This window comes from Streptomyces sp. JH002 (assembly GCF_050916115.1).
GTDB lineage: Bacteria > Actinomycetota > Actinomycetes > Streptomycetales > Streptomycetaceae > Streptomyces > Streptomyces xiamenensis.
Window position 1 is genome coordinate 2,366,048 of sequence record NZ_CP087989.1, and the last position, 20,537, is coordinate 2,386,584.

The window sequence follows — 20,537 nt, forward strand, 5'->3', positions numbered from 1 at the left end:
TTTCAGCAGGTTGCGGGGAATTACCGAAGTTGTCTGTACGTGCGCCCCCGGCGTGATATGTGCTGGGAGCGCCTGCGGCCCGCAACGCGCGCTGACCTGTGCCTACCGCTCCTCGGCGACCTTGCTGGTCTGCAACTGCCGTGCCGTTTCGGCGAGCGAACCCGACAGAGACGGGTACACGGTGAACGCTTTTGCGATCTGTTCCACGGTCAGACTGTTGTCAACGGCGATCGAAATCGGATGAATCAACTCGCTCGCCCGCGGCGACACCACCACTCCGCCGACGATGATCCCCGTCCCGGGACGCGCGAACAGCTTCACGAAACCGTCCCGCACCCCCTGCATCTTCGCCCGCGCGTTGCGCAGCAGCGGCAGCTTCACCACCCGCGCGTCGATCCGGCCCTCGTCCACGTCCGACTGGGTGTAACCGACGGTGGCGATCTCCGGGTCGGTGAAGATGTTCGCCGAGACCGTTTTGAGGTTCAGCGGGGCCACGGCGTCACCCAGGAAGTGGTACATCGCGATCCGCCCCTGCATCGCCGCCACCGAGGCCAGCGCCAGCACCCCGGTCACGTCCCCCGCCGCGTAGACGCCGGGCGCCGACGTACGGGAGACCCGGTCCGTCCAGATGTGGCCCGAGTCCTTGAGCCGGACCCCGGCCTCCTCGAGGCCCATGCCGGCGGTGTTCGGGATGGCGCCGACCGCCATCAGACAGTGCGTGCCGGAGATGACCCGGCCGTCGGCGAGGGTCACCTCCACCCGGTCCCCGACCCGCTTGGCGGCGGCGGCCCGCGAGCGCGCCATCACGTTCATGCCGCGCCGCCGGAAGACGTCCTCCAGCACGGCGGCGGCGTCCGGGTCCTCGCCCGGCAGCACCCGGTCCCGGGAGGAGACCAGGGTGACGCGGGAGCCGAGCGCCTGGTAGGCCCCGGCGAACTCGGCGCCGGTGACGCCCGAGCCCACCACGATCAGCTCCTCGGGCAGCTCGCCGAGGTCGTACACCTGGGTCCAGTTGAGGATCCGCTCCCCGTCCGGGCGGGCGTCGGGGATCTCGCGCGGGTGTCCGCCGGTGGCGATCAGCACGGCGTCGGCGACCAGCTCCACCTCGGTGCCGTCCGGGTGGGTGACGGACACCCGGCGCGAGCCGTCGGGCGCCTGGTGCGGTTCGAGGCGGCCGCGGCCCGGCAGGACGGTGACCCCCGCCCGGGTGACGGAGCCGGTGATGTCCTGCGACTGCGCGAGCGCGAGCCGCTTCACCCGCCGGTTGACCTTGCCGAGATCGACCTCCAGCGCGCGGCCCTCCGCGCCGTCCAGAAGGATCCCCAGCTCGTCGTGGGAGGTGTCGAAGCTGGTCATGACCTCGGCGGTGGCGATCAGCGTCTTGGACGGCACGCAGTCGGTGAGCACCGAGGCGCCGCCCAGCCCGTCCCGGTCGACCACGGTCACCTCCGCGCCGAGCTGCGCGGCCACCAGCGCCGCCTCGTAGCCGCCAGGTCCGCCACCGATGATCACGATCCGAGTCACGTCCTCCAGTGTCTCTTATGACCGGGCCGGAGGAACGTTCGACCCCCTGACTGTGACCTGTCATGCGAAAGGCGTCCGGGGGCGGGACGTGGTGAACGGCTCAGGCGATGACCCGCGCCACTCCCGTACGCTCGGTTCCATGTCGCTCTACGCCGCATACGCCGGAAACCTCGATGCCCGGCTGATGGCCCGCCGTGCCAAGCACTCCCCCCTGCGCGGCACCGGCTGGATCACGGGCTGGCGGCTCACCTTCGGGGGTGAGCACATGGGCTGGGAGGGCGCGCTGGCCACCCTCGTGGAGGAAGCCCCCGACGACGGTCCCGGGCCCGGGGTCTTCGTGGCGCTGTATGACATCGCGCCGATGGACGAGGACGCCATGGACCGCTGGGAGGGGGTGGGCCTGAGCATCTACCGGCGGATGCGGGTCAGGGTGCACACCCTGGACGGCGACGTGCAGGCGTGGTCCTACGTCCTGAACGGGTACGAGGGCGGGCTGCCCTCGGCGCGCTACCTCGGCGAGGTGGCGGACGCCGCCGAGTCGGCCGGTGCCCCCCACGACTACGTGATGGAACTGCGCAAACGCCCCTGCTGAACCTCGCGTCCGGCGCCCGCACACAGCGGCGGGGCCAGGTGCGTACGTTGGCTCAGCTGTCCGTCTACGCGCGTAGGCCAAACTCGGCTAGGCTCGGCCCGTGACTGTTTCAGAGATTGAGGGCATCGCGTCGGCCGACGACGCGGCGGCCCGGCTGCGCGAGTTGACCGGTGTGGACAGCCACGACGTGGCCCTGGTGATGGGCTCGGGCTGGCTCCCGGCGGCGGACGCGCTCGGCGAGACGGTCGCCGAGTTCCCGGTCACGGAGCTCCCCGGCTTCCCGCCCCCGGCCGTGGCCGGCCACGCGGGCACCATCCGCTCCTACCGGATCGGTGACAAGCGCACCCTGGTCTTCCTGGGCCGCACCCACCTGTACGAGGGCAAGGGCGTCGGCGCCGTCGTGCACGGCGTGCGGACGGCCGTGGCCGCCGGCTGCAAGGTGGTCGTGCTGACCAACGGCTGCGGCGGCCTGCGCGAAGGCATGCGCCCGGGCCAGCCCGTCCTCATCAGTGACCACATCAACCTCACCGCCACCTCCCCCATCCTCGGCGCGAACTTCGTCGACCTGACCGACCTGTACTCGCCCCGGCTGCGGGCGCTGTGCAAGGAGGTCGACCCGAGCCTGGAGGAGGGCGTGTACGTCCAGTTCCCCGGGCCGCACTACGAGACGCCGGCGGAGATCGGCATGGTGCGGGCGATCGGCGGCGACCTGGTCGGCATGTCCACCGTCCTGGAGGCCATCGCGGCCCGCGAGGCCGGGGCCGAGGTGCTGGGCATCTCCCTCGTCACCAATCTGGCGGCCGGAATCACCGGCGAACCGCTGAACCACGCCGAGGTCCTGCAGGCCGGCCGTGACTCGGCCACCCGGATGGGCACACTGCTGTCGCGGGTACTCGGCCGCATCTGAGATCCGGGATCTGAGGAGAGCGAGAAGCGATGACGACGCAGGAGCTGAGGGCGGCGGCCGAGGCATGGCTGGCCGAGGACCCCGACCCGGACACCCGCGCCGAACTGGCCGCCCTGCTGGCGGCCGGCGACGACGCGGCACTGGCCGAGCGCTTCGGCGGCACCCTCCAGTTCGGCACGGCGGGCCTGCGCGGCGAGATGGGCGCCGGCCCGATGCGGATGAACCGCGCCGTGGTGATCCGCGCGGCGGCCGGACTCGCCGCCTACCTGCGCTCACGCGGCCAGGGCGAGGGCCTGGTGGTCATCGGGTACGACGCCCGGCACAAGAGCCTGGACTTCGCCCGCGCCACCGCCGCCGTCATGGTCGGCGCCGGACTGCGCGCAGCCCTGCTGCCGCGCGCCCTCCCCACCCCCGTCCTCGCCTACGCGATCACCCACCAGCACGCGGTGGCGGGCATCGCGGTCACCGCCAGCCACAACCCGCCGCAGGACAACGGCTACAAGGTCTACCTGGGCGACGGCAGCCAGATCGTGCCCCCTGCGGACACCGACATCGCCGCCGAGATCGCGGCCGTGGGCGCGCTGGCGGACGTACCGCTGGCCTCCGACGGCTGGGACTTCCTGCCGGAGTCGCTGGTCACCGACTATCTGGCGCGCGCGATGTCCCCGCTGACGGCGGACACCCCGCGCACCACCCGCGTCGTGTACACCCCGATGCACGGGGTCGGCCGGTCCGTGCTGACGGCGGCCTTCGAACGGGCCGGGTTCCCCGCCCCCACCCAGGTCCCCGCCCAGGCGGAACCCGACCCCGACTTCCCGACCGTGGCCTTCCCCAACCCCGAGGAACCGGGCGCGATGGACCTGGCCTTCGAGACGGCCCGCGCGGTCCACCCCGACCTGGTCATCGCCAACGACCCGGACGCGGACCGCTGCGCCGTCGGGGTGCCGGACGCGTTCGCCGAGGGCGGCTGGCGCATGCTGCGCGGCGACGAGGTCGGCGCGCTGCTCGCCACCCACCTGGTGCGCGGCGGCCGGCGCGGCACCTTCGCCGCCTCCATCGTGTCCTCCTCGCTGACGGGGAAGATCGCGGCGGCGGCCGGGCTGCCCTACGAGGAGACCCTGACCGGCTTCAAGTGGCTGGGCCGGGTGAAGGACCTGGCCTACGGCTACGAGGAGGCCCTGGGCTACTGCGTGGACCCCGAGGGCGTCCGCGACAAGGACGGCATCACGGCCGCCCTGCTGATCGCCGAACTGGCGGCGGTGGAGAAGGAGCACGGCCGTACGGTCCTGGACGTCCTGGACGACCTGGCCGTGACCCACGGGCTGCACGCCACCGACCAGCTGTCGGTACGGGTGAACGACCTGGCCGAGATCGCCGCGGCGATGCGGAGCCTGCGCGAGAACCCGCCCACGGAGCTGGCCGGCCTGCCGGTCACCGCGGCCGAGGACCTGACCCGGGGCACCGCCACCCTGCCGCCGACCGACGGCCTGCGGTACACGCTGGCGGGCACGGGCAGCGGCCCGGTGCGCTCGGCCCGGGTGATCGTGCGGCCCAGCGGCACGGAGCCGAAGCTGAAGGTCTACCTGGAGACGGTCCTGCCCGCGCCCGACCTGGCCACCCTCCCGGGGGTCCGGGAGACGGCGCACACCGTCCTGGCCCGGCTGAAGAAGTCCGTGGCGGAGCACGCGGGGCTGTAAGACCGCGCTTCAGCCACGTCTCCCCGTCGCGGCCCGGATGGTTCCGGGCCGCGACGGCTACAGCACCCGGAACCTCTCCTCCAGACCCGCCACGCGCTCGGCCCGGCGGGCCATCAGAAGAACCTTCGCGCGAGTGCGCTGCACCTCGTGCACCAGCTCGAATCCCTGGTTCTGGTAATACCGTGCCAGCGCGGGGAAGTGGCAGCCCCGGCGAACCCATGTACGCCCGTGCGCCGCGGCCCGGTCCACCGCCCACAGACTCATCACGCTTCCCGGCTTCTTCGCACGGTAGGCCGGGTCGGTGACGGTCGAGTACAGGTAATGAGCCGGCTCGGCCACTTCTTCGTCCGTCCATCCCCAGGCAGGAGTCTGCTCCTGAATGGTGGTGCACCCGATGATGCGCCGGGCCCCCTCTGCGAGGACCCACACGTCACCGTCGGGGTTCGCGGCCTGTCCCTCGACTTCGGCAGCGCTCTCGCGCCAGCTCGGCAGCCCGCCCTGCTCCATCCATGCGCAACGGGCGAGGATCATCTTCTCCACTGCGGGGATGTCGTCCGCTGTGGCCGGGCGCATGGCGAACATGCTGGCTCCTCATCGTGGGGGGAGGGTTGATCAGAGGAACGATCGAGCGGCGAAGTGGAGATCCAGCACTTCAAGCAACTGCGCGTCTCCGTCCTCACGGTACTGGCCCTCTGCCAAGCGGCGGACGGCGACGCGAAGACCATCGGGGCCCACCAGCCCCTCATCGAACAGCGGCGGCTGGGAAGTTGATCCGCTGCTGTGGGCCGTGCTCCCCCGGCGGCGACGCCCACTGGCTGCCTGTCAGCCGGGCTAGGGGTCCGAGACTTCTTGGTCCCGGCCTGGGTGGGTTTCGGCTAACCGGCCCGGGTCCGGACCGTTCCCGCCAGGATGGGCGGGTGACCATCACCACCGCAGACCTCTGGTATCACTACGGCCGCACCCGCGCCGCCACGGACCGGGGCGTGCCCGAGGCCTTTCGCTGGAGCTGGGGCCAGGACAGCGGGCCCGGCCCCGAGATCCTGGGCGCCCTGACCGGGCGGATCGTCGGCGATCTCGGAGCCGGATCAGCGCGGCACGCCGCGTATCTGGCGGCCCACCGCCGACCCGCCCGGATCGACGCGATCGATTCCTCCCCTGCCCAGTGCGACATGGGCACCAGTTTGTACGGCCACCTCGCGCCCCGACTGCGTGTCGTGCGGTCCGACGTGATCGCCCACCTGCGTACGGCAGTCGGAGTGTACGACGCGCTGTACAGCGTCTTCGGCGCGATCGACTTCACCGATCCACGCAAGCTGCTGCCGGCCGCCGCAGCGTCCCTGCGACCTGGCGGCCGACTGGTGTTCGCGACCCTGAGCACCTACCTCAACGGCGAGCCTGCCCAGCCCGACGTAGACCCCGCCGACATCCCGGCGCGGAGGCCGGGCGGTGAACCGGCCACGATGCCTCGCTGGGTACTCCAGGAACAGGTGTGGACGCAACTCCTCGACCATGCCGGGTTCACCCGGATCAACGTGGACGTGCTTCGAGGCAGTCCGGAGACCCTGCTGGTGAGCGCCCACCGCGCACCGGGTTGATCCCCGTGTCACACAATGTCTCCTCGTGAAACACGGTGGCCCCGTACCGGTGTCCGGTACGGGGCCGAGTGCGCTGTTCAGAGGGGGAGTTGGCCGTCCTTGACGGCGGAGACGAAGCGGGACCAGTCGCCCAGGGGGAAGACGATCGCCGGACCGGCGGGGTTCTTCGAGTCGCGGACGGGCATCACACCGGGGTGGCCATCGGCCACTTCGATGCAGCCCCCTTCCCCGTTCTCGCTGTAGCTCGACTTCCGCCACGTAGCCAGAACGGACGCGTCAGGGATAGTTTTCACCTTCGTACTCTTTCAAGTAATCGCGGATGAGATCGAGAGACTTACTCTCCGAGAGAGCCTTGGAACGCACCAGGTCAAATCGCTGGGTGAGCACGACGATCCGCCTCGGCGAGTCTACGGGGTCTCCCGTGCCGAAACTCTCCACCAAACCAGCCGTTGTGCCGTTCCCCAGCGTATGCAAGGTCAGACTCCCACCGAGCATGGGATGCAGCCCCTCCACGAACGGCAGTACCTGCACGGTGACATGCGGGTTTTCGGCGAATCGCAGTATATGTTCCAGTTGCTCACACATCACCGCCTTGTCACCGGTGGGCCTCCGGAACGCCGCCTCATCCATGATTGCCCAATAGAAGGGTGGATCTGCCCGCGCAAAGATGTACTGGCGATCCATCCGACTGGCCACCAGGGCTTCGACTTCATCGTGCGGCGCGGCAGGGAGTCCGGCGCGAATGTGTTCCCGTGCGTACGACTCGGTCTGCAGCAAACCGGGAATGTGACTGCTGGCGAAGACCTGAATCCGGATGGCCTCCTGCTCACGCTTGACGGTCGCCAGGCTGTACTGAGCGACCCTCATTTCCTCTGACAGGCCATAGATCTCCGCCAGAGCACCGCACGTGCCGAAGAACTCATCCAGTGCACGGACCAGTGCAGTCGATGGCTTCTGTTTTCCCTGTTCCACGCGGTGGATATAGCTGTAGGCGTAGCCACTCACTTCCTTGGACAGGCCCCGCAGCGACAGTCCTCGCTGCTCCCTCAGCTGACGCACTTGGCGCCCCAGCCGAAGTTCTGGCGTCAGCTCACCGTCGTCACTGGTCAGTTCCACCTCGTCGATGCCTCCCCTTCGTCAACTGCCAGTCCGACGACTCACTTGGTCACGGGCCAGACGTGCACAGATGCCGTTCACCTGGAGATGATGTAACCAGACTCACACGATCGGCTGCAATGAGTTACGGAAGGTGATAGCCATGGCCACGGCCACGAATGCGCCCCCTCCACCACCCGACCCGGAAGAGAGTGAAGCGCCCGAGGACTCGGGTGAGTTGACCGATCCGCTGGACGTTCTGCTCCACGAGGTCCGGCAGCATCTCAAGGACGTCGGTTATGAGCGGCCGAACGAACGTCCTCGTCGGGAGGCGTCGTGAGGGGCGTCGAGGAGAGCGGGTGGAACCGCGCCGTCGAGGTCACGGCCGACAGTGTGCGGGTGGGCGACGCGGTCACCCTGGGCGGGCGGACGCTGACGGTCGCCGATCTGAACGGGCTGCCGAACGGCGCCAAACAGCTCCGCTTCGCGACGGGCGAGATCCTCACGCTGCACTGCCGTTCCGCGCTGACCGTGACGCGGCTCAGCCCGCCCCCGCCGCGTGCGTACCGTCGCCGGAGGGAGGACCGATGAGTCCGGCGACTCCCGTGCCCTCGCTCCAGGTGTGGGCGAGCACGCACTTCCTGACCGGGTGGACCGAGCGCGGCCGTTGTCTGATGTGCCGGCGGCGGGACGCGCCGGTGAAATGGCTGGGGCCGGTGATCAGCGGCGGGCGGCACGCCCCGTTTCTGGCCTGTGAGACCTGCGCCGGGCATCTCGCCCAGTGGGTGCGTGCCTACCCCGATCCCGTTCCCCCGCCATTGGTGGGGCGCACCGCCCGTACTGTCGGGCGGGCCACGTTCCGCGCGGGGCGGCTCGCTGTCACCTGCACGGTGACCACGGCGGCCATAGCGGCAGTTGCCGCGCTGTGGTGGACATCAAGGTGACAGCTAGCGGCCCTGGTCGATGTCCTCGATGAGGCCGGGGCCGACCGGCTCCCAGCCGAGGAGTTCGCGGGTCGCGGCGGCCGAGGCGGGCTGGTCGAGGGCGAGCAGTGGGCCCAGGAAGCCGAAGTCCTCGCGCGGCACGGAGGCGGTCGGCAGGTTCAGCGCGCCGCCGATGGCGGTGGCGATGTCGCGGGTGGGCACTCCCTCGTCGCCCACCGCGTGCAGCACGCTCCCGGGCGGGGCGTTCTCCAGCGCCAGCCGGTAGAGGTGGGCGGCGTCCCGTACGTGCACGGCGGGCCAGCGGCTGGAGCCGTCGCCGACGTAGCCCGCCACGCCCCGCTCGCGGGCGGTGGCGGTCAACTGGGCGACGAAGCCGTGCCGGTCGCCCGCGCCGTGGACGGAACGGGGCAGCCGCAGCACGGCGGGGCGGACGCCTCGGTCCGCCGTGGCGAGGGCCAGGGCGGCGTTCCGCTCGCGGCCCGCCGCCATGGAGCCGGGTTCCGCGGTGTCGCGTTCGGTGGCGACCCGCCCGGCCACGGCCGGGGTTCCCGCCGTGACGACGAGCGGTTTGCCGGTGTTCTCCAGGGCCCCGCCGAGTGCCTGGACGGCGAGCGCGTCGGCCCTGACCGCGCCCTCGAAGTCCGTGAAGTCGTGGACGAACGCCAGATGGATGACCCCGTCGCAGCCGGCGGCCCCGGCGCGCAGGACGACCGGGTCCTTCAGGTCACCGCGCAGGACGTCGGCGCCCGTCGCGGCGACGGTGGCGGCCGAGGCGTCCGAGCGGGCGAGGCCGAGGACCTGGTGTCCGGCGCCGATGAGCTCGGGGAGGACGGCGGAGCCGATCCAGCCGGACGCCCCCGTGACGAACACCCGCATGACAGAACCTCCCGGTCACCCGCCGTTTCCGCGGATCGTGTCACGCGCCGGCGGCCCCCGCACCCGGACGCTCGCCGTACGCCTCCCGGCTGGCCTCGATCTCCTCGATGTGCTCCATGGCCCAGCCGGCCAGGCCGAGCGCGGGCGGGATGAGGCTGCGGCCGGTGGGCGTCAGCTCGTACTCGACGCGCGGCGGAACCTCCGCGTAGGCCGTACGGGAGACCAGTCCGTCGCGCTCCAGGTTCCGCAGGGTCAGGGTGAGCATGCGCTGGGAGATGCCGGGGATCTGCCGGTGCAGGTCGGTGAAGCGCAGGCAGCCCTCGTCCAGGGTCGCGACGATCAGCAGCGTCCATTTGTCGCAGATCCGGTCGAGCACGGCGCGGATCGTCCGTCCGCCGTCGCCCCGGATCATGCAGGTGTGTTCGTACCGCGACATGACAGCCCCTTGTGCGTAGCGCACATCCGTGTGCCTTTTGTAAGCCGGTCCATAGTGACTCACGATGAGGCAACTTACGTCCGGTAACTATTGCCGCAAGGGGTTCTCGTGACCGTCGCCTACTGGATCGTCGCCGCGCTGCTCGCCGTGTTCTACCTCTACGCCGGGGGCAAGAAGGTCGCCCAGAGCCAGGAACAGCTCCGGCCGATGATGGGCTGGGTGGACCGGGTGCCGATGCCGGCCGTCCGGACCATCGGGGTGCTGGAAGTGCTCGGGGCGGTGGGCCTGATCCTGCCTCCGCTGACCGGGGTGGCGCCGTGGCTGGCCCTCGCCTCCGCGATCGGGCTGCTCCTGGTCCAGGTGGGGGGCATCGTGGTGCATCTGTCGCGCGGCGAGGCCCGGCTGATCGGGCTCAACATCGGGTTGCTGGTGGCGGCGGGGACGGCGGGCTGGCTGGGGACCGTCTGGCTGTGACCCGGTGGCGGACGGCTCACGGGGGGGGCGGGACGGCGGGCCGCGCCGGTCCGTCCCACCCCCGGGCCGGTCAGCCTCCGGCGAGCGCCTGCCCGGCCTCGCGGGCGGCGGCCAGGGCCTGGGTGTGCTGCTCCTCGGCCAGGTCCTTGAGGCTCTCCATGCCCGGGGTGACGGCGGCGAGGGTGAGCTCGCGCTTGATGACGGTGAGGTCGGCCTGCCAGATGTCGGCGAGGACGCGCCGCAGGTACGGGGTGGAGTGGTCCCAGCCCTCGCGCGGGGCGCCGGGGCCGTAGCCGCCGCCGAGGGTGGTGACCAGCACGGTGGGGGTGCCCTTCAGCAGCGGGGTGGTGGGGCCCGCGCCCGCGATCACGAGGTCCACCCAGGTCTTGAAGTGCTGGGAGACGCCGTAGTTGTACAGCGGTACGGCCAGGATGGCGGCGTCGGCGTTCTCCAGTTCGGCGGCCAGCGCGGCACCCAGGGCGACGGCGTCGCGCTGCTCGGCGCTGCGGTCCGCCTCGGGGGTGAAGCCCGCGGCGGTGGCGGTGGCCCAGGCGTCGGCCGGGAGCGCGTCGGTGCCCAGGTGGCGGCGGGTCACGGCGGCGCCGGGGTGGGCGGCGGTCCACTGCGCCTCGGCGATGTCGGCGATCTCGGCGCTGCCGGAGGTGCCGGGGAAGATGCTGGCGTCCAGACGGAACAGGTTCATGGGGTGGCTTCCTCGCAGGGTCGGGCGGCCCGCGGTGGCGATCGACCCGCGGCCTGGGATCACTATAAACGGACTTCACCCCGCTTATATGCCACGGACGGTAGATTGGATCCGTGGACCCCTCTCTCGTCCCCTTCGGGAAACCGCGCGCCGAACGCGCCGACGCCGTACGCAACCGCGAGCACCTGCTGCGCACCGCCCGCGAGATGCTCGCGGAACTGGGCGCGGACAAGGTGACGATGGACGGCCTCGCCGAGCGGGCCGGCCTGGGCAAGGGCACCGTCTTCCGCCGCTTCGGCACCCGGGCGGGCATCTTCCGTGCGCTGCTGGACGCCGACGAGCGGCACTTCCAGCAGCAGGTGCTCTCCGGGCCCCCGCCCCTGGGCCCCGGCGCCGACCCGGCCGAGCGCCTCATCGCGTACGGCCGGGCCCGGATCGCGTTCATCCTGGATCACCACGCCCTCGCCCGGGCCAGCATGGAACGCCATCAGTCCATGCCACCCGGCGAACCGGGGGTCTCCCAGCTCCACATCCGCGCGCTGCTCGGTCAGGCCCGGATGGAGGGCCCCGGCCTGACCGCCCTGTCCCTCCAGCTCACCGCCGCCCTGGAGGGACCGCTACTGCTCCCGGCCTCCCGGATGTGGGACACGGAGAACCCGCCGGACACCGACGAGCTCGAACGTTTCCTCGGCGACGGCTGGCAGGCGCTGATCGAACGCGTCATGCGCTGAGCGACACCCGGACGGGGGCCGACCGGGGGAATAGGTACGCACCCCGCGTCCGTGCTGCCGCTCGCCACGCCGGTCGCTCCGCTTTGCCGGGCAACGGCACGGGGGCGACCCGCCTCGGGGCACCCACCGTCGCCCGGGCCGGCCAACACCCCGACGGAGGTCACTCTGTCCGCGTACGGATGCATGCTCTTCCGTATGGCTCCTCGTACGCGCACGACGGTCAGCCTCCCGGCCGATCTTGTCGCCCGTGCTCGCGCCGCATCCGGTGGCAACCTGTCGGCCTGCGTCGAACGCGCCCTGCGCGCCCAACCATTGCGGGACGCGGTTCCCGCCGTGCGCGCCTGGCGTGCGCGAGCGGCGGACGACACCGACGAACTGGCCACCATCTTCGGCGAGGACGTCGCGTGACCCCCCCTCGCCCGCGGCCAGGTCTGGCGCGTCCAACGGGCCACCAAGACCAGGGCAGTGGTCATCGTCGAGTCCGACGCCGCCCTGGGCGCCCTGCCGGGAACGGCCGTCTGCGTGATGATCGATGAGACCCAGGGGGCCCGGACACCGTCGTGACCATTCCGATGGCCCATCCGGTGCGCGGGGCCGCCGTGGCCGTCGACCTCACGGCGCTCACCGACAAGCGTGTGACCGGTGGCGAGTTCCTCGGCACCGTCGACGACGGAACCATGGAGCGGATCTCCGCCGCCCTGCGCGTCACGCTCGACCTCACCTGACCCCGCCGGGCGGCCGCATGCCCCTCGGCTGAGGCGGGTGATCTCACGTGGTACGGATCGCTGCGGGCGGGCGCTCCCGCGTCTGCGGTCGCGAGGACGCGTCGCCCGGCGGCATGCCCCTCAGCGTCCTTCCGCGCCGTCCGGGAGGGGCGGTCAGCCGGTGATCCACAGGATCAGCAGGCCCACCGCGCCCACCGCCGCGGGCGCGAGCGTCTCGTAGGACCAGCGCACCGCGACCTCGCCCTGGGCGCCCGGGTCGCCCGCGTGGCGCTCGGCCAGGTCGCGCAGTTCCGCCACCGCCACGTCGGAGGGAGCGGTACGGGGCTGGTCCGCGTCCTGGCCGATCCGGTCACGGCCGCCCAGGCCGAACATGCCGCCGCGCGGCTGCTCGCCGGCGGCGAGGCGCTCGTTGTGACGGGTCGCCTTGCCACGGGCGCGCAGGGACACCGGGATCGCCCACAGCTGATAGGTGGCACCGCCGGCCCGCAGCTCGCACGAGTAGGCGGCCTTCACGCTCTCCACCGCGGCCCAGGGGGCCACCACGGTACGGAAGGGGTTGCGCACCCGCAGCCGCTCGGCGCCGGCGAAGACCGCCGGGCGGAAGGTGAACGCGGAAACCAGCGGCACGAACAGCAGCAGCGCCGCCGCCGCGACCACCGGCGTCCGTCCGTCCCCGCGCAGGATGGCGTCGCCTCCCAGCCAGACGGCCAGGCCGATCAGCAGCACACCGGCGGCGAGCGCCGAACCGGAACGGTAGACGCGGTCGGCGTACTGGGGGGGCTCACTCGTCATGCCCCCGATTCTGCCGGACACCCGCCGCTTTCCGGCCTCCGAGGGGTTCGCGCTACGGGAAAACGCTGTCGGTCCGCGAGTCGTGGATCAGCTCGCCCCCCTCGTCGTACGCCTTGATCACCGGCTCGCCGTCCGGTGACTGCTCGGCGATGCCGGCGACCGCGAAGTACCCGGACTCCAGAGCGGCTTCCTCCGTGGCGCCCGCGTACGTCACGGTGAGCCGCGCGACCTCCGGGGAGATCTCGCCGTAGTGCGCCCAGCGGAACGGCGTCGTCCACTCGTCGCCCGCGTAGTGGCGGGAGGCGTTGGAATCCGGGAGGACCACCTGCTCCCTCTCCGGCGGCGCGCCCGCGCTGCCCTGCACCCCGGAGAAGTTGCCGTCCGGGTCGGCCGTGCAGGTCATCTGGTGGTGATAGTCCGCGGACGGGTCGTCCGTCACCGCCAGCACCCGCAGCCACGGGCCGGGGCCCTGGTTCTCGTTGCCCTGGCTCTCCCAGGCGAGCACGATGCGCAGGTCCTCGATGCTCGGGTTCACAATGGGGGTCTGGACCACGTAGGGGTCGGGCTGGTCGGCGTACGCCTCCTCTACGCAGCGCTCCAGGATGGCGGCCGCCTGCTCCAGGGTGATGCCGTCCAGCAGCTGCCGCTGCGGATCGGACGGGGGCAGCGGGCCCACCTCCTGCTCCGGGTCGGGGGGTGACTCCCCCGATTCCTGCGGCGTCTCGGGCCCCGCGGGGGCCGAGGGCCCCGCCGGCTGCACGGCCGTGTCCGCCCCGGAGCCGCCCGACCCGCTCCCCTGGGCCGCGATCGCGAACCCGGGCACGGCCACCAGCACCGCGAGGCCGGCGCCCAGCGCCACTCTGCTCCGCTGCCGGGCGACCCTGCCCTTGCGGGCGATCGCCTCCAGGGGCGCCTCGGAAGGGGCCACCCGTTCCGCCCGCTCGTTCAGCAGCTCCCGCAGCCGGCGTTCCAGTGGACTGTCGTCTTCCCGGTCGTTCATTCCGGCTCACTCCCTCTCCCCCAGGCGTGTGCTCACGCCTGGACTCATGCCTGTGCTCATGCCTGTGTCGTCACGTGTGGCCGTGGTCCCCGGGGGCTGCGGCCCGGCCCGTTCCGCAAGACGCCCACGGGCGCCGCGCCCCCGACGGGGCGCACGCCCCTCAGCGCAGCGACGCGAGCAGCTCCGGCCGGACCAGCAGCCGCAGTTTCGCCAGCGCCTTCGCCGACTGGCTCTTGACCGTGCCGACGGAGCAGCCGAGCGTCGCGGCCACCTCGGCCTCCGACAGGTCCTCGCCGTACCGCAGCACCACCACCGCCCGCTGCCGCTTGGGCAGCTTCAACAGCACCTCGGAGAGCATCGCGCGCTCATCCGCCCTGGCCAGGTCGTCCGGCGCGGCCTGCACATCCGGCGGCAGATCCGTCAGGTGCTCGCGCACCCGCCGTTTGCGGAAGCGGTCATGGTGGGCGCTCACCAGCACCCGCCGGACATAGGCGTCCGGGTTGTCGCTGGAGCGCACCCGGTGCCAGGAGCGGTACACCTTGGTCAGCGCGTTCTGCGCCACGTCCTCCGCCAGGTGGACGTCACCCGTCAGTAGATAGGCCGTGCGCACCAGCCTGGGCCAGCGGCTGCGCACGAACCCCTGGAACTCTTCCTCGTCCTCGGGCCTCATCTCCGGACCACCCCTTCCACCCCCTCGACCACCATGTGCGGCGATTCGGTTGCCCGCCGTACGGAAGGAATCCGGAGATGCGGGGGTGGCCTCCCACTACGCGCGTAGATATGCTCGTCTGGTGAGCATGCCACCCACCGCCCCCGCCGCCCTCGCGGATGTCACCGCCTCCGACGCGGCCCTGCGCCGCCACCTGCACGGCCTGCCAGGAGTCGACACGGTCGGCCTGGAAGCCCGTGCCGCCACCCTCGGCACCCGCTCGATCAAGACCACCGCGAAGGCGGAGGCCATCGATCTGGCCATCTCCATGATCGACCTGACCACCCTGGAGGGCGCGGACACCCCGGGCAAGGTGCGCTCGCTGTGCGCCAAGGGCGCGCGGCCCGAGCCGAGCGACCCGGGCGTGCCCCAGGTCGCCGCCATCTGCGTCTACCCCGACATGGTGAACATCGCCAAGGAAGCGCTCGCCGGCACGCCCCTCAAGGTCGCCTCCGTCGCCACCGCCTTCCCGGCCGGCCGCGCCGCCCTCCCCGTCAAACTGGCCGACACGCGCGACGCCGTGGCCGCCGGCGCGGACGAGGTGGACATGGTCATCGACCGGGGCGCGTTTCTCTCCGGCCGCTACCTGAAGGTCTTCGAGGAGATCGTCGCCGTGCGCGAGGCCGCCGGGCCCGCCCATCTGAAGGTGATCCTGGAGAACGGCGAGTTGTCGACCTACGACAACATCCGCCGCGCCTCCTGGCTGGCGATGCTGGCCGGGGCGGACTTCATCAAGACCTCGACGGGGAAGGTATCCGTCAACGCGACCCTCCCCAACACCCTCCTCATGCTGGAGGCCGTGCGCGACTTCCGTGCCGCCACCGGCCGCCAGATCGGGGTCAAGCCGGCCGGCGGCATCCGCACCACCAAGGACGCCATCAAGTACCTCGTGCTGGTGAACGAGACCGCCGGTCCCGACTGGCTGTCCCCCGACTGGTTCCGGCTCGGCGCCTCCAGCCTGCTGAACGACCTGCTCATGCAGCGCCAGAAGCTGGCCACCGGCCGCTACAGCGGCCCCGATTACGTCACCGTCGACTGACCGAGGACGCAAGGACACACCCAAAGATGAGCATCTTCGCGTACGCACCCGCGCCCGAGTCGCGCGCCGTCGTCGACATCGCACCCTCCTACGGCCTGTTCATCGACGGCGAGTTCCGGCCCGCCGCCGAGGACAAGGTCTTCCCCACCCACTCCCCCGCCACCGAGGAGCGGCTCTCCGAGGTCGCCCACGCCGGGGCGGCGGACGTGGACGCGGCGGTACGGGCCGCCCGCACCGCCTTCGGCCCCTGGTCGGCGCTGCCCGGCGCCGAACGCGCCAAATACCTCTTCCGCATAGCGCGCCTGATCCAGGAGCGCTCGCGCGAGCTGGCCGTCCTGGAGTCGCTGGACAACGGCAAGCCGATCCGGGAGTCCCGCGACACCGATCTCCCGCAGGCCGCCGCGCACTTCTTCTACTACGCGGGCTGGGCGGACAAGCTGCGGTACGCGGGCTTCGGGCCCGACCCACGCCCGGTGGGGGTCGCTGGCCAGGTCATCCCGTGGAACTTCCCGCTGCTGATGCTGGCCTGGAAGGTCGCGCCCGCCCTGGCCACCGGCAACACGGTCGTCCTCAAGCCGGCCGAGACGACCCCGCTGTCGGCACTGTTCTTCGCCGACATCTGCCGCCAGGCCGGACTGCCGCGCGGTGTCGTCAACATCCTCACCGGGGACGGCTCCACCGGCGCCGAGCTGGTCGCCCACCCCGGCATCGACAAGGTGGCCTTCACCGGATCGACGGAGGTCGGGCGGGCCATCGCCCGTACGGTCGCCGGCACCCACAAGCGGCTCACCCTCGAACTGGGCGGCAAGGCCGCGAACATCGTCTTCGACGACGCGCCCATCGACCAGGCGGTCGAGGGCATCGTCAACGGCATCTTCTTCAACCAGGGTCACGTGTGCTGCGCCGGATCGCGGCTGCTGGTCCAGGAGTCGATCCAGGAGGAGCTGCTGGACGCCCTCAAGCGGCGCATGGAGACGCTGCGGGTGGGCGACCCGCTGGACAAGAACACCGACATCGGCGCCATCAACTCCGCCGAGCAGCTGGCCCGCATCCAGGAGCTGGCGGCGGCCGGTGAGGCGGAGGGCGCCGGTCGCTGGCAGCCCGCCTCGTGCGAACTGCCCTCCCAGGGCTACTGGTTCGCACCGACGCTGTTCACCGAGGTCCAGCAGTCGCACCGCATCGCCCGCGAGGAGATCTTCGGCCCGGTGCTGTCGGTGCTGACCTTCCGCACCCCCGAGGAGGCGGTTGCCAAGGCGAACAACACCCCGTACGGGCTGTCCGCCGGCATCTGGACGGAGAAGGGCTCGCGGATCCTGTCGGTGGCCGACAAGCTGCGGGCGGGCGTCGTCTGGGCCAACACCTTCAACAAGTTCGATCCCGCGTCGCCGTTCGGCGGCTACAAGGAGTCCGGCTTCGGGCGCGAGGGCGGCCGGCACGGGCTGGAGGCGTACCTCAATGTCTGACAGGTCCGACAAGAAGAAGACCGCGAAGGCGGCGCCGGCTCCCGCGCGGCTGAGCGTGCTCAAGACCTACAAGCTGTTCGTCGGGGGCAAGTTCCCCCGCTCCGAGAGCGGACGGGTGTACGAGGTGACCGACTCCCGCGGCGGCTGGCTGGCCAACGCCCCCCAGTCCTCCCGCAAGGACGCCCGCGACGCGGTGGTCGCCGCCCGCAAGGCGTTCGCCGGCTGGTCCGGCGCGACCGCCTACAACCGGGGCCAGGTGCTGTACCGGGTCGCCGAGATGCTGACCGGGCGGCGCGAGCAGTTCGCCGCCGAGGTCGCCGACGCCGAGGGGCTGTCGGTGGAGGCGGCGCTGGCGGCGGTGGACGCCGCCGCCGACCGCTGGGTCTGGTACGCGGGCTGGACCGACAAGATCGCCCAGATCGCCGGGGGCGCCAACCCGGTGGCCGGGCCGTTCTTCAACCTCTCGGTGCCCGAGCCCACCGGAGTGGTCGCCGTCCTTGCTCCGCAGAAGTCCTCGCTGCTGGGCCTGGTGTCCGTGCTGGCGCCGGTGATCGCCGGCGGCAACACGGCCGTGGTGGTGACCAGTGCCGCCGCGCCGCTGCCCGCGCTGTCGTTCGCCGAGGTGCTGGCCACCTCCGACGTACCGGGCGGGGTCGTCAACATCCTCTCCGGCGACACGGCGGAGCTGGGCGTGCCGCTGGCGGCGCACCAGGACGTCAACGCGATCGATCTCACCGGCGCGGCCGGTGACGCCGGGCTGGCCACCCAGCTGGAGACGGCGGCGGCCGACAACCTCAAGCGCGTGCTGCGGCCCGCCGACGAGGACTGGACGGCCGACCCGGGCACCGGACGGCTGCTGACGTTCCTGGAAACGAAGACCGTCTGGCACCCCATCGGCGTCTGAACGGCGCGCATACGGGACAATGGGGTCCCGTGACCGTTACGCCGCAGACGCCGCCGATACCCCCCACGTCGCAGGCGGATCCGGAGCCCGGACCCCGGGCCCGGGTCATCCTGCTGACCGGCCCCTCCGGATCCGGGAAGTCCCGGCTCGCCGTACGCTCCGGGCTCCCGGTGCTGCGGCTCGACGACTTCTACAAGGAGGGCACGGACCCCACTCTGCCGCCGCTGCCCGACGGCTCCGGCACGGACTGGGACGACCCCGCCTCGTGGAACGCCGACGCGGCGCTGGACGCGGTGCGCCGGCTGTGCGCGGCGGGCAGCGCCACCGTCCCGGTGTACGACATCTCCACCTCCGCGCTCACCGGCAGCGCGCCGCTCGACCTGGGCGGCGCGCCGCTGTTCATCGCGGAGGGGATCTTCGCGGCGGAGATCAGCGAGCGGTGCCGGCGCGAGGGCCTGGCGGCGGACACCCTGTGTCTGCGCAACCGGCCGCTGACCACCTTCCGGCGCCGGCTGATGCGCGATGTGCGGGAGTCCCGCAAGTCGCTGGTGTTCCTGCTGCGGCGCGGCTGGAAGCTCATGCGGGCGGAGGGCCGGATCGTGGCCCGGCACGAGGCGCTGGGCGCGCACCCCTGCGGCAGAGACGAGGCACGGGCGCGCCTCGCCCGCCTGTCAGCAACCGCTGTCGCCGACTAGGTGATCGTGTGATTACCCAGCGTGGGATTGTGTACACTTCTGGACATGAGTGACACCTATGCGATGACGGAAGCCCGCGCGAAGTTCGGCACGCTCATCCGTCGGGCCGCGCATTCTCACGAGCGCATCACCATCACGGACCACGGCCATGCGGCCGCCATACTGATCAATCCCCAGGACCTCGCGGATCTGGAAGAGGCGCTGGCCGTGTCCGAGTACCAGCGCCAGAAGGCCGCAGGCACGCTGAAACTCATCCCCCATGAGGAAGCTCGCCGTCGGCTCGGGTTGGACGAAGAAAACGGCGAGTGACCTACCGCATCGACTGGAGCGAGGGGGCGCTCAACGCAGCAGCGCGTTTCCTCAAGGAAGACCCCGAGGGCCTGGAGCAGGTCTTCGCCTCCGTCAACCTCCTCGCGGCCGATCCCCGGCCCGACGGCAGCACCCCGTACGGCTCCGACAATCTGTGCCGTATCCATGTCGGTCGCTATCGCGTCATCTACGAGATCGAAGAGTCGACCATCAGCATCGGCGTCATGACGCTCGGTTGGGTGCCCTGAGCGCTCACAGACGTCAGCGGGGTCCGGCGCCCCCCAGGCACCGGACCCCGCTCTTTCCCCCGTGATCCCCCGTGTTCCCCCGTTCCCCCCTTCCCTCGGGTTTCCCCGCGTTCCCCCGTGTCCCCCGGTTTCCCCCGTGTCCCCCCGCCCCCTCAGGCCACCAGCTCGCCGAAGGACTCCTCCACGTCCCGCCCCATGTTCAGCGAGCGGTCCTCGCGCAGCCGGCGCAGGGTGCGCCAGATGCTGCTCTTGACGGTGCCGACGCTGATGTTCAGCGTCTCCGCGATCTCCGGGTCGGTCTGACCCTCGTAGTAGCGCAGCACCAGCATGGTGCGCTGCTGTTCGGGCAGCCGCGCCAGCGCCTGCCACAGCACGGTGCGCAGTTCGGTGCCGCGCATCGTGTCGTACTCGCCGGGGGACTCGGGCAGTTCCTCGGTCGGGTACTCGTTCAGCTTGCGGCGGCGCCACGCGCTGATGTGCAGGTTGGTCATGGTGCGGCGCAGGTAGCCGCCGACCGCCGCCTTGTCGGTGATCCGTTCCCAGGCGCGGTACGTGGACAGCAGCGCGCTCTGGAGCAGGTCCTCCGCCTCGTGCCGGTCACCGGTCAGGTGGTAGGCGGTGGCGTACAGGGAGGCGCGGCGCTCTCGCACGTAGGCGGTGAACTCCGCCTCCGTGACCCCCTCGCGCCGCGCTCCCCGCACGGTTCCCCCGTTCCCCCCGGTCTCCCCCGTCTTCCCCCCCCACCGCGTCCACCGCACTGAGGTGCGCCGGACGCGCATGACCGGCGCCGCGATGACCCCCCAGCCTGTTCGCGGCGCCGGACGACGTGTTCCCCGTCACGTCGCACCGCACGGGAACCACGGAGGTGCGAGCGCGCGTCGTACCGATGACTGCCGTGTTGCTGATGCTGTGCAGTGCGCTCATCCCGCTGCCCCCATCGTGTCGCCGTGCCGTACTCGGTGTGTCGGGGAATACATTGCCCGGCCAGTTTCATGGGGCCGTCCCCCAACTGTCACAGCGGTGTCACAGGCGCCCGGACCCTCTTCCGGGAACGCACGGTCGAACTCTCCGGGGTCCAT

The 20,537-nt window shown here is 71.5% G+C and carries 29 protein-coding genes; 18 read left to right on the plus strand and 11 right to left on the minus strand.

Annotated features, from left to right (window positions below; all coding sequences use genetic code 11):
- Positions 1 to 102: 102 nt before the first annotated feature.
- Entirely contained in the window at positions 103 to 1,533 is a 1,431-nt protein-coding gene (locus H7827_RS10380) for an NAD(P)H-quinone dehydrogenase (protein ID WP_200368578.1), read from the minus strand.
- 130 nt (positions 1,534 to 1,663) lie between these two features.
- Here H7827_RS10380 and H7827_RS10385 point away from each other — a divergent pair, with 130 nt between their 5' ends.
- The 3 genes from H7827_RS10385 to H7827_RS10395 all read left to right on the plus strand — a co-directional run bounded on the left by H7827_RS10385 (position 1,664) and on the right by H7827_RS10395 (position 4,720).
- Positions 1,664 to 2,116 carry a gamma-glutamylcyclotransferase gene (locus tag H7827_RS10385; RefSeq protein WP_200364946.1) on the plus strand — a complete coding sequence of 151 codons (453 nt, stop codon included), beginning with the start codon at positions 1,664 to 1,666 and terminating at the stop codon, positions 2,114 to 2,116.
- A gap of 100 nt (positions 2,117 to 2,216) precedes the next feature.
- Positions 2,217 to 3,023, plus strand: coding sequence for a purine-nucleoside phosphorylase (locus tag H7827_RS10390; RefSeq protein WP_390117621.1), 807 nt, complete (start codon positions 2,217 to 2,219; stop codon positions 3,021 to 3,023).
- A gap of 29 nt (positions 3,024 to 3,052) precedes the next feature.
- Positions 3,053 to 4,720, plus strand: coding sequence for a phospho-sugar mutase (locus H7827_RS10395; protein WP_432744354.1), 1,668 nt, complete (start codon positions 3,053 to 3,055; stop codon positions 4,718 to 4,720).
- 57 nt (positions 4,721 to 4,777) lie between these two features.
- Here the strand turns inward: H7827_RS10395 and H7827_RS10400 are convergent, their stop codons facing one another.
- On the minus strand, positions 4,778 to 5,302 hold the full coding sequence (locus H7827_RS10400) for a GNAT family N-acetyltransferase (protein WP_432744357.1): 525 nt from the start codon (positions 5,300 to 5,302) through the stop codon (positions 4,778 to 4,780).
- A gap of 54 nt (positions 5,303 to 5,356) precedes the next feature.
- Between H7827_RS10400 and H7827_RS10405 the strand changes: the two genes are divergently transcribed.
- Both H7827_RS10405 and H7827_RS10410 read left to right on the plus strand, forming a co-directional pair.
- Positions 5,357 to 5,491: a hypothetical protein gene (locus H7827_RS10405; RefSeq protein ID WP_432744360.1), complete on the plus strand. Its 135-nt coding sequence runs from the start codon at positions 5,357 to 5,359 to the stop codon at positions 5,489 to 5,491.
- Positions 5,492 to 5,637: 146 nt separating this feature from the next.
- Positions 5,638 to 6,315 carry a class I SAM-dependent methyltransferase gene (locus tag H7827_RS10410; protein WP_432744363.1) on the plus strand — a complete coding sequence of 226 codons (678 nt, stop codon included), beginning with the start codon at positions 5,638 to 5,640 and terminating at the stop codon, positions 6,313 to 6,315.
- A gap of 77 nt (positions 6,316 to 6,392) precedes the next feature.
- Here the strand turns inward: H7827_RS10410 and H7827_RS10415 are convergent, their stop codons facing one another.
- Both H7827_RS10415 and H7827_RS10420 read right to left on the minus strand, forming a co-directional pair.
- Positions 6,393 to 6,608, minus strand: coding sequence for a DUF397 domain-containing protein (locus H7827_RS10415; RefSeq protein ID WP_030728631.1), 216 nt, complete (start codon positions 6,606 to 6,608; stop codon positions 6,393 to 6,395).
- Positions 6,592 to 7,431: a helix-turn-helix domain-containing protein gene (locus tag H7827_RS10420; RefSeq protein WP_432744366.1), complete on the minus strand. Its 840-nt coding sequence runs from the start codon at positions 7,429 to 7,431 to the stop codon at positions 6,592 to 6,594. The genes H7827_RS10415 and H7827_RS10420 overlap by 17 nt, the downstream gene beginning before the upstream one ends.
- 142 nt (positions 7,432 to 7,573) lie before the next feature.
- On the opposite strand from H7827_RS10420, the gene H7827_RS10425 reads away from it, so the two are divergent.
- From H7827_RS10425 to H7827_RS10435, 3 genes are read left to right on the plus strand one after another with little or no spacing between them, the layout of a single operon-like run.
- Positions 7,574 to 7,750: a hypothetical protein gene (locus tag H7827_RS10425; RefSeq protein ID WP_432744369.1), complete on the plus strand. Its 177-nt coding sequence runs from the start codon at positions 7,574 to 7,576 to the stop codon at positions 7,748 to 7,750.
- Entirely contained in the window at positions 7,747 to 8,001 is a 255-nt protein-coding gene (locus H7827_RS10430) for a hypothetical protein (protein WP_046724637.1), read from the plus strand. The genes H7827_RS10425 and H7827_RS10430 overlap by 4 nt, the downstream gene beginning before the upstream one ends.
- Complete coding sequence (locus tag H7827_RS10435) at positions 7,998 to 8,354, plus strand: hypothetical protein (RefSeq protein WP_432744371.1); 357 nt, start codon at positions 7,998 to 8,000, stop codon at positions 8,352 to 8,354. The genes H7827_RS10430 and H7827_RS10435 overlap by 4 nt, the downstream gene beginning before the upstream one ends.
- A gap of 3 nt (positions 8,355 to 8,357) precedes the next feature.
- Here the strand turns inward: H7827_RS10435 and H7827_RS10440 are convergent, their stop codons facing one another.
- Both H7827_RS10440 and H7827_RS10445 read right to left on the minus strand, forming a co-directional pair.
- Positions 8,358 to 9,230 (minus strand): SDR family oxidoreductase, encoded by an 873-nt coding sequence (locus H7827_RS10440; RefSeq protein ID WP_432744374.1) that lies wholly within the window; start codon positions 9,228 to 9,230, stop codon positions 8,358 to 8,360.
- 40 nt (positions 9,231 to 9,270) lie between these two features.
- Positions 9,271 to 9,666 carry a winged helix-turn-helix transcriptional regulator gene (locus H7827_RS10445; RefSeq protein WP_043177055.1) on the minus strand — a complete coding sequence of 132 codons (396 nt, stop codon included), beginning with the start codon at positions 9,664 to 9,666 and terminating at the stop codon, positions 9,271 to 9,273.
- Between the two features lie 108 nt (positions 9,667 to 9,774).
- Between H7827_RS10445 and H7827_RS10450 the strand changes: the two genes are divergently transcribed.
- A complete protein-coding gene (locus tag H7827_RS10450; protein WP_432744377.1) occupies positions 9,775 to 10,140 on the plus strand; it encodes a DoxX family protein in 366 nt (121 codons plus the stop codon).
- Between the two features lie 70 nt (positions 10,141 to 10,210).
- On the opposite strand, the gene H7827_RS10455 is transcribed toward H7827_RS10450, so the two are convergent.
- Positions 10,211 to 10,843, minus strand: coding sequence for an FMN-dependent NADH-azoreductase (locus H7827_RS10455; protein WP_432744379.1), 633 nt, complete (start codon positions 10,841 to 10,843; stop codon positions 10,211 to 10,213).
- Between the two features lie 113 nt (positions 10,844 to 10,956).
- On the opposite strand from H7827_RS10455, the gene H7827_RS10460 reads away from it, so the two are divergent.
- The 3 genes from H7827_RS10460 to H7827_RS10470 all read left to right on the plus strand — a co-directional run bounded on the left by H7827_RS10460 (position 10,957) and on the right by H7827_RS10470 (position 12,299).
- Positions 10,957 to 11,574, plus strand: coding sequence for a TetR/AcrR family transcriptional regulator (locus tag H7827_RS10460; RefSeq protein ID WP_432744381.1), 618 nt, complete (start codon positions 10,957 to 10,959; stop codon positions 11,572 to 11,574).
- 195 nt (positions 11,575 to 11,769) lie between these two features.
- Positions 11,770 to 11,982: a type II toxin-antitoxin system CcdA family antitoxin gene (locus H7827_RS10465; RefSeq protein WP_432744383.1), complete on the plus strand. Its 213-nt coding sequence runs from the start codon at positions 11,770 to 11,772 to the stop codon at positions 11,980 to 11,982.
- A gap of 152 nt (positions 11,983 to 12,134) precedes the next feature.
- On the plus strand, positions 12,135 to 12,299 hold the full coding sequence (locus H7827_RS10470) for a hypothetical protein (protein ID WP_432744385.1): 165 nt from the start codon (positions 12,135 to 12,137) through the stop codon (positions 12,297 to 12,299).
- Positions 12,300 to 12,452: 153 nt separating this feature from the next.
- Here the strand turns inward: H7827_RS10470 and H7827_RS10475 are convergent, their stop codons facing one another.
- From H7827_RS10475 to H7827_RS10485, 3 genes are all read right to left on the minus strand, one after another.
- Positions 12,453 to 13,091: a PH domain-containing protein gene (locus H7827_RS10475; RefSeq protein ID WP_432744388.1), complete on the minus strand. Its 639-nt coding sequence runs from the start codon at positions 13,089 to 13,091 to the stop codon at positions 12,453 to 12,455.
- 52 nt (positions 13,092 to 13,143) lie between these two features.
- A complete protein-coding gene (locus H7827_RS10480; protein ID WP_432744390.1) occupies positions 13,144 to 14,091 on the minus strand; it encodes a hypothetical protein in 948 nt (315 codons plus the stop codon).
- A gap of 160 nt (positions 14,092 to 14,251) precedes the next feature.
- Positions 14,252 to 14,761 carry a SigE family RNA polymerase sigma factor gene (locus tag H7827_RS10485; RefSeq protein WP_432744392.1) on the minus strand — a complete coding sequence of 170 codons (510 nt, stop codon included), beginning with the start codon at positions 14,759 to 14,761 and terminating at the stop codon, positions 14,252 to 14,254.
- 127 nt (positions 14,762 to 14,888) lie between these two features.
- Here H7827_RS10485 and deoC point away from each other — a divergent pair, with 127 nt between their 5' ends.
- The 6 genes from deoC to H7827_RS10515 are packed head-to-tail and all read left to right on the plus strand — an operon-like array spanning position 14,889 to position 19,458.
- Positions 14,889 to 15,839, plus strand: a complete 951-nt coding sequence (gene deoC, locus H7827_RS10490) for a deoxyribose-phosphate aldolase (protein WP_386534070.1) — start codon at positions 14,889 to 14,891, stop codon at positions 15,837 to 15,839.
- Between the two features lie 26 nt (positions 15,840 to 15,865).
- The gene (locus H7827_RS10495) at positions 15,866 to 17,302 is read left to right on the plus strand and encodes an aldehyde dehydrogenase family protein (RefSeq protein WP_364239420.1); all 1,437 of its coding nucleotides are present in this window, start codon (positions 15,866 to 15,868) and stop codon (positions 17,300 to 17,302) included.
- Positions 17,295 to 18,206 carry an aldehyde dehydrogenase family protein gene (locus tag H7827_RS10500; protein WP_432744395.1) on the plus strand — a complete coding sequence of 304 codons (912 nt, stop codon included), beginning with the start codon at positions 17,295 to 17,297 and terminating at the stop codon, positions 18,204 to 18,206. Before H7827_RS10495 ends, H7827_RS10500 begins: the two co-directional genes overlap by 8 nt.
- A gap of 29 nt (positions 18,207 to 18,235) precedes the next feature.
- The gene (locus tag H7827_RS10505) at positions 18,236 to 18,901 is read left to right on the plus strand and encodes a uridine kinase family protein (protein ID WP_432744398.1); all 666 of its coding nucleotides are present in this window, start codon (positions 18,236 to 18,238) and stop codon (positions 18,899 to 18,901) included.
- 45 nt (positions 18,902 to 18,946) lie between these two features.
- Positions 18,947 to 19,210: a type II toxin-antitoxin system Phd/YefM family antitoxin gene (locus H7827_RS10510; protein WP_386533984.1), complete on the plus strand. Its 264-nt coding sequence runs from the start codon at positions 18,947 to 18,949 to the stop codon at positions 19,208 to 19,210.
- A complete protein-coding gene (locus H7827_RS10515; protein ID WP_432744400.1) occupies positions 19,207 to 19,458 on the plus strand; it encodes a type II toxin-antitoxin system RelE family toxin in 252 nt (83 codons plus the stop codon). The genes H7827_RS10510 and H7827_RS10515 overlap by 4 nt, the downstream gene beginning before the upstream one ends.
- Before the next feature lie 152 nt (positions 19,459 to 19,610).
- On the opposite strand, the gene H7827_RS10520 is transcribed toward H7827_RS10515, so the two are convergent.
- Complete coding sequence (locus tag H7827_RS10520) at positions 19,611 to 20,159, minus strand: SigE family RNA polymerase sigma factor (protein WP_432744403.1); 549 nt, start codon at positions 20,157 to 20,159, stop codon at positions 19,611 to 19,613.
- Positions 20,160 to 20,537: the final 378 nt, after the last annotated feature.

Bases quoted from the DNA above. Each gene is read 5' to 3' on its own strand.
- deoC (WP_386534070.1), top strand. From the start codon at position 14,889: ATGCCACCCACCGCCCCCGCCGCCCTCGCGGATGTCACCGCCTCCGAC.
- H7827_RS10485 (WP_432744392.1), bottom strand. From the start codon at position 14,761: ATGAGGCCCGAGGACGAGGAAGAGTTCCAGGGGTTCGTGCGCAGCCGC.
- H7827_RS10480 (WP_432744390.1), bottom strand. From the start codon at position 14,091: ATGAACGACCGGGAAGACGACAGTCCACTGGAACGCCGGCTGCGGGAG.
- H7827_RS10445 (WP_043177055.1), bottom strand. From the start codon at position 9,666: ATGTCGCGGTACGAACACACCTGCATGATCCGGGGCGACGGCGGACGG.
- H7827_RS10475 (WP_432744388.1), bottom strand. From the start codon at position 13,091: ATGACGAGTGAGCCCCCCCAGTACGCCGACCGCGTCTACCGTTCCGGT.
- H7827_RS10425 (WP_432744369.1), top strand. From the start codon at position 7,574: ATGGCCACGGCCACGAATGCGCCCCCTCCACCACCCGACCCGGAAGAG.
- H7827_RS10495 (WP_364239420.1), top strand. From the start codon at position 15,866: ATGAGCATCTTCGCGTACGCACCCGCGCCCGAGTCGCGCGCCGTCGTC.
- H7827_RS10500 (WP_432744395.1), top strand. From the start codon at position 17,295: ATGTCTGACAGGTCCGACAAGAAGAAGACCGCGAAGGCGGCGCCGGCT.
- H7827_RS10435 (WP_432744371.1), top strand. From the start codon at position 7,998: ATGAGTCCGGCGACTCCCGTGCCCTCGCTCCAGGTGTGGGCGAGCACG.
- H7827_RS10455 (WP_432744379.1), bottom strand. From the start codon at position 10,843: ATGAACCTGTTCCGTCTGGACGCCAGCATCTTCCCCGGCACCTCCGGC.
- H7827_RS10440 (WP_432744374.1), bottom strand. From the start codon at position 9,230: ATGCGGGTGTTCGTCACGGGGGCGTCCGGCTGGATCGGCTCCGCCGTC.
- H7827_RS10510 (WP_386533984.1), top strand. From the start codon at position 18,947: ATGAGTGACACCTATGCGATGACGGAAGCCCGCGCGAAGTTCGGCACG.
- H7827_RS10385 (WP_200364946.1), top strand. From the start codon at position 1,664: ATGTCGCTCTACGCCGCATACGCCGGAAACCTCGATGCCCGGCTGATG.
- H7827_RS10395 (WP_432744354.1), top strand. From the start codon at position 3,053: ATGACGACGCAGGAGCTGAGGGCGGCGGCCGAGGCATGGCTGGCCGAG.
- H7827_RS10400 (WP_432744357.1), bottom strand. From the start codon at position 5,302: ATGTTCGCCATGCGCCCGGCCACAGCGGACGACATCCCCGCAGTGGAG.
- H7827_RS10465 (WP_432744383.1), top strand. From the start codon at position 11,770: ATGGCTCCTCGTACGCGCACGACGGTCAGCCTCCCGGCCGATCTTGTC.